We start from the raw sequence: 13,548 nt of genomic DNA on the forward strand, positions 1-13,548 counted from the left end.
TTTCTTTCCCTACTTGTCAAAGTAAAATGAGAAGCCAATCATGGCTTCTTCATCCAGCAAAACAAAATCAGCCCTCTTTCCAAGTCTTTTTCAAGACTTGCCAACGATATCTTCCTGTGCTGTCTTTAGATGATTGCTGAAAAGCATCACGCATCAATGCAAAGAATAGTGCAAGCAATCCACCGCCAACAAATCCAAAAATGACAATAATTAATTTTCTTGGTTTTGATTTTTTCTCTGCCGGTATTGCGCTATCAAGAATTTGTATCGCCGAAGACTCTTTTGCTTCATCAATCTTGGCCACCTCGTATTGCTTTGAAAGAAACTCAAAAATAGTTTCTTGATATTTTACGTTACGTAGACTACGCACATAATCGACGCCTATTTGAGGAATCTTTCCACTTGGGACAGTAATATCACCATCGTTGGATAATTTTCCATTTTTAAGTTTTCCAAGTTGTGCTTGATAGCCCTGAATTTCACCTTGCAAACGCATTAATTCTGGATTGCTATTTGTTGCAAAACTACGCATTGCATTAAGTTGTACCTCTTTTGCTGCAATTGTTCCTTCTAATTGCGCAATATTACTGATAATGCTTCTTACTTGTCCATCAAGTTGCAGCAGACCAGTTTTTTCTTGCATTTTTTGCAGATCCACTTCTGCATTCCCTAGGGCATCTTTCGCTGTAAGCAACTGTTTTTCGAAAAATAGCCGGCGACGTGCGGCATCAGTAATTGCCAAATTACTAGTCAAATTCGATAACTCAGCAACAAATGCATTCGCCAATTCAGCCGCAAATTTTGAATCATAATCTTCAACAATTATAGAAATAGATCCAGCTTTATCACTGGCAACAACAACCATTCCACTCAATATTTTTCTTGCCTCATCAAACGTCTCCACACCAAAACGTTTTTTCAGATCAAATTTAGATATCAATTTATCCGCCACAGTTCTACTTTGCAACATGGCCACATATAAATCATTAGGATTTTTTAATCCTGCAATACTGCCTGCAGCCCCTGCCAACCCGCCAAGTTGCCCCAACATGGCAGCTGCGCCGGAATTCTGCTGCTGAGGTGGAAGAATAACTGCACTAGACGAAAATATAGGCTGAATGAGGAACGCTGCAGCTATTGCCAACACTCCGGTAATCAAAGGCACTGTAAATAATATTTTCTTCTGCCGGGCAAGCGCCGTTAATATATCCAATAAATGGATCTCATCAATATTTTCGGTTACCGGAGAACGCTGCCCCATATTTTCATTTTCCTCAGACATCTTTTTCTTTCGAGTTATAACCCATCATATTTAAAACGTCACCGTGATTGGTTGTACTTTAGAATAATGCATAACAGCTGATCTGCATCAGCCAAGTCATTAATCTTTCAACACCTTCAAACCTGCTGCACCAAGACCAAATTGATAGAAAATTGCAGTCCAATCCTTCAAGCTCTGCATGAACGTGCTGCGCTCGATCTTCTCTGGTACCACAACGGTATCACCGGGGTTCAACGCCGCGCCACCAATGCCGCTGAACCAGCCCGTACCTCGGCCGCTTTGCGCCGTGCCATCGGCACGAATCACGTACATTTCGGATTTATCCGCATTCGCGGTGATGCCGCCAGCTTGCTGCACATAGTCGTTGACCGTGCGCTGCGAACGGTAGACGAAAGCGTTTTGCTGGAAGACGGAGCCCAGCACATCCACGGTACCAGGGCGGCGCGGAATCAAGATGGAATCGCCGTCCTGCAAAGGCAAATCGGGTAAGTTTTTCACTTGTGTATCGACGCCCGGCAAATCAAGCACAATGCGGCCTTCCGCCTTGACGGTGCGCAGCTTTTGCACAATGCGGCGCTGCTGCTCCACTTCGGCCGCGGTCTTCGCTGCATTTTCCTTGTCACCCGAGGCAGACATGCGCTGGGTCGCATTCGATTCCAGGTCGCGCTCGAAGCGGTCGGCCACTTGGTTCAGTTTGATTTGCTGGGCGCGGCGCACGGATTCGCGGTTCAACTGCATGGCGTACAGGTAGCCGTTTTCATTGGCGCCACCGACGCGGGCGATCAGCTCGCGCAAGGTTTCACCTTTTTTCAGCAAGAAAATACCGCTTTGCTTTGTTTCGCCAGCCACGCGCACGTATTCATTCTGGATTTGCGCCTGGACCGGTACGGCGCCTGGTGCGAACACCCGCAGGATATCGGTAGGCTTGACGGCAATGCCGGCCAATTGGCTGCTGGAGACACCTTTATCGGCCACCAATTCCAGCACGGTCTTGTATTGGTTATCGACGTTTTTCTCGACGATCACTTGCTTGGTTTCCGCAGCCGAATCAAAGCCGCCGGCCCAGCTCAGTACATCGGCCAGTGTCGCGTTGCCTTTCAGCTCGAAAATGGCCGGCTGCTTCACGCTACCCGTCAAAGCCACCAGCGGACCCACTTCAGGGATATAGATCACGTCACCGTCGCGCAAGGTGACGTCACGGCTCTTGTCACCCTTGACCAGCATGTCATACAGGTCGAAGGTGCTGACGGTATCCTTGCCGCGCTTGAGCTGGATATTACGCATGCTGCCGGTGGCGTCCGGACCGCCCGAGGTAAACAGGGCGTTGAGCAGGGTGCTCATGGAATTGAGGGTATACGTACCAGGACGAACAGCATGGCCAACCACGTATACCTGCACGGCACGCGTTTGCGCGATGCTCGCTGTCAGGTCGAAGTTGGTGTAGATCTTGCCGATGGCCTTTTTCAAATAGCCCTGCAAATCCTTGTACTGCACGCCGCTGACCTTGATGGAGCCGACGCGCGGAATGAAAATCGCACCGCTGCGGTCGACCGTGGCGCTGACGTCGATGTCAACCATGCCCCAGCCGCGCACCTGCAACTCGTCACCCGTGCCAATCACGTATTCCTGGTTCACCTGGACACCATCGAGCGGCGCGAAGGTGGACGGCACGTCGCTGAACAGATCCTTGCCGAAGATGCTCAGTTTCTTTCCCGTCACGCCATCGACATAATCTTCGAAAGCGCCGGCCTTGGTACCTGCCGCAGCCTGTTTGCTAAGATTATTGGCAGCCAGCGTTTTCTCCTGGCGCGGATCACTGCGGCCGCTACGAATACTGGGCAAGGTACCTGCGCCCGACTCACTTGCCTGTGCTCGAGACAGGTTCGAGCGCGACATGTCAGCCATGTCCAGGTCCTGCCCTGCGGCATAGGTAGAGGTTGCCCCCAACAGGAAAGCCGAGAAAATCATGTGTTTCACGAAAGGCGGGGGAGTACGAAATTGCTTTTTCATGCTGGTCTTTGTCTGGATGAATGATGTATGAGTAAAGGGAGCGCCATGCGCGCTTAATACTTGCCCTGCCAGGTCACGCTGATTTCCTTCGGGCCGGGATTGATCGACAGGCCCGATTTGCTCTGGTCGCGCTGCGCGTGCCACAGCCAGCTGCCCATGGCGTAGCCGACGATGCCGCCGGCGACCGTGTCGGACACCCAGTGCTTGCGGCCGAACACGCGGCCAGCGGAACCCACGGCAGCCACGCTATACAGCCATGGCGCATCGTATTCCTTGGCAAACGGCGTCACGGCGGCAAAGCCGATGGCGGCATGCGCAGAAGGGAACGACGAGTTTGAACGGGAACTGCCGCTACCGACGCGGCTCCACGTTCCGAGGTCTTCCTCTGGACGGGCGCGGCCAAACGCATATTTCCCGGCCACTGCCACGCCCGTTGCCGCGGCAACCGATTGCAGGGAAATGAGTCCCATATTTTGCATGCGCTCATCGCCAAGGGCGAAGGCGGCGGCAGCGGCGCCCACTGCCGCGTACGGCATGGCCTTGCCCAGCTTGTCCCAGTTGCGGTAGACCTTGGAATCCTCGTGCTTCTTGACGAAACGGTCGACGGGCTTGTCGCTGAGGGCTGATGCCAGCACCACGCCCCCGACCACTGCCGTCGCCTTGAGCCACTCAGGGGCGCTGGGCGTTGCAGATGCGGATTGCTCCAGGCGTGCGCGCATGGCGGGCCATGGGCTGACAAACGGCCGGTCTGGCGGATTGACGGCAGGCAGGTGCTGTTCGTCCGGACGCTCGGCAAAGTTGCCCAGACCATCGTAACTGTGCATATCGGCGCGCGGACGCTCGAACATGTCGTACAGATCGCCCGGCGAAGCCACCATTTGCCCCACGTCGCGCGTCCATGGCGCAAGGGCGAAGCCGGCTGTCGATTGCGTGTCCATCGGCAACATGCTGTTCAACGGCACGGACAGGAAGATGCCACGGTCCTGGTACGGCTTCGACGGCGTACCAGGGCTGGTGATGTCGTTGCCGTTCGTATGCGTGTACCAGGCGCCGACTTCGATACCGGACTGGAAGCGGCGCTTGAATTCCACGCGCACGCCAGTGTCCTTGGCCAGGAAGCGGCCGGCGCGCGCCGTCACGGTAATATCGTGCGGCAAGCGGTAATGCAGGGAGCCGATCGCCGTCACCGTCTTGTAGTCGCGCGAATCGAGCAAGCCCTTGTAGCCACGCTGCTGCAAGGCATCGACAGCCACGTCGGCCGCCCAGCGGCTATCCTTCGGCAGGTACAGCACCTGGCCGCCCACGCCGCGGAACATGTCTTCATACAGGCCGGCCGACACGCGGGTATACACGCGCTCGGCGGGATTGTCGTATTTGTTCAGCAAGACGCGGCTCAGCGAAAAACGCCCGCCGCGCAAATATTCCGCGATATCGGTACGTACGTGCGGCAAATTGCTGTTCGATGGCTGCTTGACGCCCGATACCGTTTCCAGCAACTGCAGGCTGGCGGCGCTATTCAGGTACAGACCGTCGCCGAGGCGGCGGTCGTAGTTGGCTACCGCCGAGATCGAATAACGGAAGGCGCCGCTCGGGTCATTGAAGAAGAAGCCCACCTTGGGAGCGACCTTGAAGCGGTTCGCCTCCCGATCCAGCGATTTGATTTGCACCACGTCGCCATCGACGCCAACGCCGACGGCCAGTTTGCCGTCGTCCTGGAGGACATTGGCGGCCTTGGCGGGAGCAGGTGCGGAAACGTCAGGAGCAGGCGCCGCTGGCGCCATGGCAGTCGCGGAAACGGCGGCCAGTACCGGCGCGGGCGCAGGTACTGGTGCAGGTGCGGCGGCAACGACGGGTGCCGGCTTGTCGAGGAATTCCTGCAGCCAGCCTTGCTGATCGTCCCGGATCACATCGCTTTTTTCAGGATAGCGCAGCAGCACGACATCGAGGAAGGCCTTGCGGTCGATCTTGCCTGCCAAATAGTCATTCAGTTTTGGCAAATCAAAGAATTCGTAGGTGGCGATTGGCTGGTCCAGCTTGGTATACGTGATGCGCAGGGTCGTCACGCCCTTTGGCGCGAAGGCGACAGCCGTGCGCGCGGCGCGGCCAACGGCGCGGCCCATGTTCGAAATCCGGCTGTTGGTCAGGCTCAGGCTAAGGACATTGCCTTCCTGTTCGACCCGGATATTCTTATAGTCCTGTTTTACCAAGGCATTGACCAGGTCGGCGCCATACACGGCATCGCGGTGCCATTCTTCCTTGCTCGGCAGCGGTGGCGGATTCTTGTCGTCCACGAAATACGGCGGCTCGTACACCTTGGGGACAAACTCACGTTCGCCAAACGGAATGCTGATAAAGGCGTTCACGCTGAACTGGTCGCGGTTGCGTGCCGCCTGCAAGGCAAGCCAGCCCCAGCGGTACTCCAGGCCCACGGACGCGCCTTTGCGGCGCTTGCCGGCGTCCGTTTCGCTGGCGCGGAAGTCGCGCAAGTAATTCGTTGTATCGTATTCGGCCACCACCGACCAGCGCGGCAGCGCGGCCGGTGTCCAGCGCGCGCCGGCGAACACCCCGTCCGGGCGTTTATGGGCATAGCCGAGGCTCGCTTCGATATTCTTGCTGGCGCCAAAAGTCTTGGTGGCAACAACATATTGCCCCTTGAACAACTCGGTACCGAACAGATCCGTCATGCCGACGGCAACGGACGGCATCCACTCCGTTTCCGTCCACAGGCGCAATTTGCCGTCAACGACTTTATCCTTGTAGCGGCCATAGCCACTGCCATATTCACCGGGCACATTGGTAAAACCCGGTATGCCCGTTATCGACACATAACGTCCCGTCATTTGCAGGAAAGGCAGGATATTCGCCGTCGCCCATAGCTGGCCATACGGGCTGTCGTAGCTGTAGCCGACGCTGAAGGTGCCATCCGTTTCCACCACGGCGCTGGGCATATTGATATACCCGGACTGGCCACCATGATTCGGGGTCGCGGCCATCACCGAAGGCGCGCCAAGCACCAGACAGCCACACCAGGTATATTTGATTGATTTTCTGAGTACGCTTAACAAATCCGGCTACCTAAAAGATCCTGCACCTGGAATTCCTGACAATGTATTCAGAAAATCAATGAGCTTGGGGAAACGTGAATAAAACGAAAAAAGGCCAACCGACGGGCATCTTGCAATGCCACGCATCAGTTCGCCACTAAAACTCGGTACTTCCGGGCAATTGATCGTTGCTTAATCATGCCTCAGGAATATATGTCGCAGAATTTTAACATTGTTTTCTTGTAGCAAATGCTTAACTTGTTTCCCTAGCGCCACACCTGCCCATGCACCTCAAACGCCGCCTGCGGCGCTGCGGCAGGCGGGAAAGGTCACTTCAAACTGCCAAATACTTTGCCGATAATCTTGCTGCCATATGCGAGCGGATTGCTGCGGATGGCTTTTTCTTCCTCGCCGATCATCAGGTACAGGCCGTCAAGCGCACGGTCCGTGACATAGCCTTCCACCGTCGATTGCTGCTGCGGCACCAGTCCCGTCTTGCCGATCTGGCTCATGGTGCTGTTGTACTTGCTGGCCAGGCCGGAACGGTCGGTAACGGATTTCACGATGGGCAGGAATTTGACGGCCAGGGGTGCCGATGTCTTCTGGCGGAAGAAATCCGTGACGGAGGTATCGCCACCGGACAGGATATTTTTCGCATCGCTCACGCTCATCGATTTGACGGCGTCGAGCAGCAAGGGCTTGGCCATGGGCACGGCCGACTCGGCGGCACGGTTCATCGACACCACCAGGTCGTCCAGTTGCTGGCCGCGCCCCGTCATTTTCAGCAAGGGCTTGGCTTGTTCCAGGATGCCGGGCAGCTTGATCTTCACCTTGTCGTTATTGAGAAAACCATTTTCGATGCCCAACTTGGCAACGGCGGCGGCCGATCCGGCTTCCAGCGCCGCCTTCAAGCCATTGCTCGCATCCTGGTTACTGAGAGCATCCAGGGGACCGGCGCCTGCGCCGGACGACAGCAACACCAACGCACACAGGAGGGCGGCCGAACGGCCAGGGAAAGGGTTCAGGCGCATAGTTTTCCTTTTCTAGAGAATAGACAGACTACCTTCTGCTGGAACCTTAGCACATCAAAACTGCAAATACTGCAGCAATTTTTTGCGTCTTGGGGAAAACAAAGGGTGCCACAGATGGCGGAGGGAAAGGACTATACAACATCAGCTGTTGTATCCGCGCACGCTAACGCCGGCGGCATAGTTCAGTCTGCTATCGCCGCCAGTTGTTCGCGCACCCGCGCCAGATCCGTCTCGCGCATGCGCGCCGCCGTCTGACGCAGGGATTTTTCCGCGCCGGCCACGCCGGCCGCCGCCGCCATCGACAGCCAGATATACGCCTGCTGCAAATCGAGCGGGCCACCCTGGCCGCTGGCCGCCATCAAGCCCAGATTCATTTGCGCCCGCGCATGGCCCTGGCGTGCGGCCAGCGCATACCAGTCCCAGGCGGCGGCATAATCCTGCGGCACATCCTGTCCATTGTCATGCCGCAGGCCCAGTGCGAACTGGGCCAGGCTGTGGCCTTGTGCTGCGGCACGGCAGTAACAAGCGCAGGCCAGCTGGCTATCGGGCGCCGGACCATCGTCGCGGTCGTGCAGCACGCCCTGCATGTATTGCGCCGGCGCGTAATCCTGCTCGGCGGCGCGGCGGTACCACTCCAGCGCCAGCGACAGATCCTGCGGCACGCCCTGGCCATGTTCATAGCGCAGGCCCAGGTCGAACTGCGCCCGCACATGTCCCTGGTCGGCTGCCTTGCGGTACCAGAAGATGGCTTCCTGCGCATCGGCAGGCATGCCCTGTCCATGCTCATGCAGGAGTCCCAGCTGATACTGGGCCGCGGGAAAACCCTGCCCGGCCGCCTGGCGATAGAACACCTGCGCCCGCGTATAGTCCTGCGCGCCATGTTCATGGTGCAGGCCCAGGTTGTGCTGGGCCGCCGCGTGCCCCTGGCCGGCCGCCTTCACGTACCACTCGAGCGCCGCCTGTTTATCGCAGGGCACGCCTTGGCCATTGTCGTAGATCAGGCCCAGGTTGAATTGCGAACTGGCGTGGCCCTGCTCGGCGGCGCGCCGGTACCAAGTGACCGCCTGCCCGCTGTCCTGCGGCAGCACGTCGCCATTTTCATAGCGCAGCGCCAGGTTGAACTGGGCCGGCGCATAGCCTTGCTCGGCCGCCTTGCGCATCCAGGCCGTCGCCTGCTGGCGGTCCTGGCGCACGCCCTGGCCATTGTCGTAGCGCAGGCCCAGGTTGAACTGCGCCCGTGCATAGCCCTGTTCGGCCGCCTTGCGGTACCAGGCGATGGCTTGCACGAAGTCCTGCGGCACGCCCTTGCCATTGTCATACATCATGCCCAGATTGTTTTGCGCGCCCGCGTCGCCCTGCTCTGCCGCGCGGCTGAACCACAGCATGGCTTGCCCGCTGTCCTGCGCGATACCCTGGCCCTTGGCATACAGCCAGCCCAGGTTGTACTGAGCCGCCGCGTAACCCTGCTCGGCCGCCTGCTGGTACCAGTGCGCGGCCTGCGCAAAATCCTGCGCCACGCCCTGCCCCTTCTGGCACATCACACCCAGGTTGTATTGCGCATGCTCCAGGCCCTGCGCGGCGGCCAGGCCATACCAGTGCAGCGCCAGCGCATAGCTTTGCTCAATTCCCTGGCCATTGAAATGCATGAAGCCCAGGCTGTGCTGGGCGTTCGCATTGCCCTTCTCGGCCAGCCCTTTCAGGCGCAGGTAATCAGCCGTGTAATGAGCGGCCGTGTAACGGGGATCGGCAAGCGGCATGGTCAAGCCTCGATAGCCAGCGTCTGCGACAGCGCGGGGGCGGCATCGGCGATCAGGCGGTTCTGCTCCTGCAGCACGCCGATGAAGCTGCCCAGCGAGATGGGCCGGTGGTACAGATATCCCTGCATCGTGGTGCAGCCCTTGTCCTGCAGGTAGCGCGCCTGGCCTTCCGTTTCCACGCCCTCGGCGATCAGGTGCAGGCCCAGTCCGCGCGCAATCGAAATGATGGCCAGGATGACGGGATAGTGTCCGTGCTCGTCGTGGATTTCCTTCACAAACGACTGGTCGATCTTGATGGTGTGGATGGGGAAGCGGTGCAAATACGACAGCGAGGAATAGCCGGTGCCGAAATCATCGATGGCCACCGACACGCCCAGCTGGCACAGCTTGTTCAACTGCTCGATCGCATACTGCGGGTTACGGATGCAGATGTTTTCCGTGATCTCCACTTCGATCTTTTCCGGCGCGATGCCGTAGCGCGTCAGCGCGCCGCGCATCTTCTCGAAAAAGTCGCCCCGATCCAGGTATTGCGGCGACAGATTGAGCGACAGGCGTACGGCTTCGCCGCCGGCCGCGTTCCACTGCACCAGGTCGCGGCACAGGGCGCCCAGCATCCAGTCCGAGATCGGCAGCATCAAACCGTTCTCCTCGGCGAACGGCAGGAATTCACCGGCCGTCAACAAGCCCCGCTGCGGGTGGTTCCAGCGCATCAACCCTTCGGCGCCGACGATGCGGCCCGTCATCACGTCCACCTGCGGCTGGTAATACATCTCCAGCTGGTTCAGCTCCAGTGCCTTGCGCAGGCTTTGTTCGAGCGCGATCTTCTGGTGCGACACGTCGAGCATGGACTCGTGATAAAAACTGTGGCCATTCTTGCCCAGCGCTTTGACCTGGTACATGGCGATGTCAGCATGGCGCAGCAGTTCGTCGATAGTCTCACCGTCGCCCGGATAGATGGCGATGCCGATGGAAGCCGAAATATGCACCTGGTTGCCATCAAGGTCGAACGGCTGGTGCAGGCATTCGAGGAATTTGTCGGCGATCAGGCGCGCATCCTGGCGGTCGCGCAGCTCCGGCAGCACGATGGTGAATTCATCGCCGCCCTGGCGCGCCAGGGTATCGCCGCGGCGCAGGCAATCCTTCAGGCGCAGCGCCACCTGCTGCAGCAGCTCGTCGCCCTTCACGTGGCCCAGGGTATCGTTGACCAATTTGAAGCGATCGAGGTCGATGAACATCACGGCCAGTTCCGTCAGCTTGCGCCGCGCCTGGATCACGGCCAGTCCAAGACGGTCCTTGAACAGCATGCGGTTCGGCAGGTCCGTCAGGATGTCGTGGTAGGCCTGGTAGGAAATGACTTCCTCGGCGCGCTTGCGGTCGGTGATGTCGCGCGCCACGCCGTAGGTGCCGAAGTATTCCTGCTTCCGGGCTTCGTGATCGTGGCTGTGCATGCCGATCGAGTTGAGCGGAATCGTCATCAGGGTGTTGTTGAAGGTGCGGTCGCTGCCGCTGCCGCTATGGCACTTCAGGCGCAGTTCCACATTGCGCGACGCGCGTTCGTCGATGCGGCGCTCATTGAAGGCATAGCGCGCCCGCTCCTGGTCTTCATCGTGCACGAGGATCGAATAATGGCTGCCGATCAGCTCTTCGCGGCTAAAGCCCAGCAACTGGTGTACCCGGTCGTTGATGAAGGTGATGCGGCCCTCGTGGTTCAGGGTGTAGATGATGTCGGGCGAGCTGTCGACCAGGTAGCGGTACATCTTTTCCGAGTTTTCCAGCTGCAGCGCGATGCGCTCGTTTTCCAGCGCCAGCTTGCGCTTTTGCAGCGCGTTCTCCACCGTCTTGAGCAGCTCCTCGCGGCTGTACGGCTTGCGCAGGTAATCGTAGGCGCCACGCTTCAAGGCGCCGATGGCCGCCTCGATGCCGACGTCGCCGCTCATGACGATCACGTCGCCCTCGATGCCGCGCCGGTTGATGTGGTCCATGATTTCATGGCCGCTCATGTCGGGCAGGCGCAAGTCGAGCAGGATCAGGTCGAAGCGCAGTTTCGACAACTGCGCCAGCGCCTCGCTGCCGCAGGTGGCCGTGTACAGCTGGTAGCCGCGGTCCTTCAGCAATTCGTGAAGGGAGGCGAGCAAACGGGGCTCGTCATCGACCAGCAGGATGCGCGGGCTGTTTTCCAGGTCAAACGGAATGGCGGAGGAGTTCATGAACGTTACGAAGACAAGGCGGTATTGCCGGGCGCGGGCAGCGCGGCTGCAGCACTCGCCGGCAAGGGAATGGGCAGCAGAATTTCAAACGAGGTGCCGGACTTGCTGCTACGGCAGCCGATCACGCCATGCAGGCGGGTGACCAGGTCATGCACGATGGACAAGCCCAGACCGTGATGCGCCCCTTCCTTGCTGCTGCGCACAGGGGAAAACAGATTGGCCAGCACTTCCGGCGCCAGGCCGGCGCCATTGTCGCTGACGCACAGTTCCAGATACAGGCGGCGGTCACGGTTGACGTGGCCACGGTTCGCCACTTCGATGCGTCCGCCATCGGGCAAGGCTTCGACGGCGTTTTTCAGCAGGTTGAGCAGGATTTGCTTGAGCATGTCGGCATCGGCCTCCACTTCGCATGGCGCATCCTGCATGCGCGTGACCACCTCGATCTTCGGCGGCAGGAAGTCGGTGGCGCGGAACAGGCGCAGCACATCGTCGACCACGCGCGCACAATCGGTCACGCCACTGGCCGCCACCGGCTGCAGATCGGCCAGGCCGCCGATCAACTGGCCGACCCTGTCGATTTCCTCGTTCAGGATCGACATCTCGCCCGTGACCGGCTCCTGCTTCTCCAGCTTGTGATCGAGCACGCTCAGGTAGTTCTTGATGATGGACAGCGGGTTGTTCACTTCATGCACGACGCGACGCGACGCGGCGCGGTATTCCTCGGCCACGTGATCGAGCTGGCGCCGTGCCAGGCCGCGCGCGCTGATGGCCGTTTCCAGCGCCGTGGCGGCCTGGTTGGCATAGGCGCGCAGGAAACCCTCGCGCTTCTGGCACGCGGGAATCTGCCACGCCGCCACGCCGCCAATCAACACGCCCAGGCTGCGCTGGCCCGCCACCAGCGGCACGCAAACCAGGCTGTCGGTACCAAGAATGCGGAACAGCTGCTCCTCGACGATGCCCAGCGCCGGCATGTCGCGCTTCAGGAACGCCAGTTGGCACTCCAGCGCCGAAGCGGCCAGGAGCCCGCCCTTGGCCAGCGGGATCGAGAAGCCGGCCAGACGCTGCTGATGTTCGCCCGCCGCCACGCCGACGAGCGCATGGCCGGTGGGGTTTTGCAGCAGGATGACGGCGGTGTCGAAATCGAACAGGATGCGCGCCGAGCGCGTGATGGCTTCCAGCAGGCTGCTTTCTCCCTGCTGGCGGGATAAGGTCTGACCCACTTCGGACACCAGCACCATATTGCGCACTTCATCGGACAGACGCCGTTGCACCGGATCGACGGATGGCGGCGCATACGCGGGCGGCGTGGCGATATCGTCCGCACCGGCCAGGTCGATGCCCAGGTGCTGCGCCGCCTGCGCCACCTGGCGCGCGACGCTGCCGGCCAGGTCTTGCAGTACCTCGACGTCCAGCGCGCACAGGCTTGCCGCCTGCGTGATCGATTCCGCATCGTCGGCATGGCAGCACAGCAGGTGCGCCAGGCGCACGATGCGGATCAGAGGATGGCTCGCTTCCAGGCGCGCCAGCGGTTCGTGGTGATACAACACGCTGTCGGCCAGGAAGGAATCGAGATGCCAGCGTTCGATCAGCCAGGCGCCCGCTTCGGCATGCGTGATCTGCAAGGTGCGCTGCTCCACCGCGCACAGGGCGGCATCGTCGCGCGCCGTGAAATTGAACGCGTATTCCTTTGGCGCCGTGGCCAGCAAGGCCAGGCGGCCCACGTTGTGCAGCAAGCCGGCCAGATACGCTTCCTCGGCGTGCGGATAGCCCATGGCCTTGGCCAGCGCGCGCGCCATGACGGCGGCCGACAGCGAGCTTTTCCAGAAGGCGCGCAAATCCGTGCTGCAGGAATGGGGGAAGCTGTTGAAGGTCTGGAAGACGGACTCGCTGATGACCAGGGTCTTGATCATGTCCGTGCCCAACGACACGAGCGATTGCTCCAGGCTGACGACCTTGCCCTGGCGATGGTAGGCCGAGCTGTTGGCCACGCCGAGGATCTTGCTGGTCATGCCCGCATCCTTGGCGATCAGGGCGGCCAGCTCCGGCATGCCGGCATCGTCGGCCTGCAGGTGGGCGATCAGCTTGATGAGGATCTGCGGCATGGCCGGCAGGCGGGCAATCAGCAGGCGATTGCGAATATCTTGATCAGATTGATGCATCGTATCAGGCATTGCCGGTTCGAAAAGGATGAGCGCTTAGCAGCGAAGCGCGGCCACG

General features: G+C 59.5%; 7 protein-coding genes. All 7 read right to left on the reverse strand.

The genetic code is table 11. The features are described from left to right. Window positions 1-67: 67 nt before the first annotated feature. The 7 genes from O0879_RS17285 to O0879_RS17315 all read right to left on the reverse strand — a co-directional run bounded on the left by O0879_RS17285 (window position 68) and on the right by O0879_RS17315 (window position 13,490). Window positions 68-1,282, reverse strand: coding sequence for a Wzz/FepE/Etk N-terminal domain-containing protein (locus O0879_RS17285; protein ID WP_289917708.1), 1,215 nt, complete (start codon window positions 1,280-1,282; stop codon window positions 68-70). A gap of 99 nt (window positions 1,283-1,381) precedes the next feature. Further along, window positions 1,382-3,436 (reverse strand): SLBB domain-containing protein, encoded by a 2,055-nt coding sequence (locus O0879_RS17290; RefSeq protein WP_289917711.1) that lies wholly within the window; start codon window positions 3,434-3,436, stop codon window positions 1,382-1,384. Beyond that, window positions 3,346-6,285: a YjbH domain-containing protein gene (locus O0879_RS17295; protein WP_289917712.1), complete on the reverse strand. Its 2,940-nt coding sequence runs from the start codon at window positions 6,283-6,285 to the stop codon at window positions 3,346-3,348. The genes O0879_RS17290 and O0879_RS17295 overlap by 91 nt, the downstream gene beginning before the upstream one ends. 380 nt (window positions 6,286-6,665) lie before the next feature. Beyond that, window positions 6,666-7,367: a DUF4197 domain-containing protein gene (locus O0879_RS17300; RefSeq protein WP_289907333.1), complete on the reverse strand. Its 702-nt coding sequence runs from the start codon at window positions 7,365-7,367 to the stop codon at window positions 6,666-6,668. Between the two features lie 182 nt (window positions 7,368-7,549). After that, window positions 7,550-9,124, reverse strand: coding sequence for an SEL1-like repeat protein (locus O0879_RS17305; RefSeq protein WP_289917714.1), 1,575 nt, complete (start codon window positions 9,122-9,124; stop codon window positions 7,550-7,552). Between the two features lie 2 nt (window positions 9,125-9,126). Beyond that, complete coding sequence (locus O0879_RS17310; RefSeq protein WP_289907331.1) at window positions 9,127-11,331, reverse strand: EAL domain-containing protein; 2,205 nt, start codon at window positions 11,329-11,331, stop codon at window positions 9,127-9,129. Between the two features lie 5 nt (window positions 11,332-11,336). Then, a complete protein-coding gene (locus O0879_RS17315) occupies window positions 11,337-13,490 on the reverse strand; it encodes an HDOD domain-containing protein (RefSeq protein WP_289917715.1) in 2,154 nt (717 codons plus the stop codon). Window positions 13,491-13,548: the final 58 nt, after the last annotated feature.

Origin of the sequence: Janthinobacterium sp. SUN120 (assembly GCF_030397735.1) — a bacterium.
Classification (GTDB): Bacteria; Pseudomonadota; Gammaproteobacteria; order Burkholderiales; family Burkholderiaceae_D; genus Janthinobacterium; species Janthinobacterium kumbetense.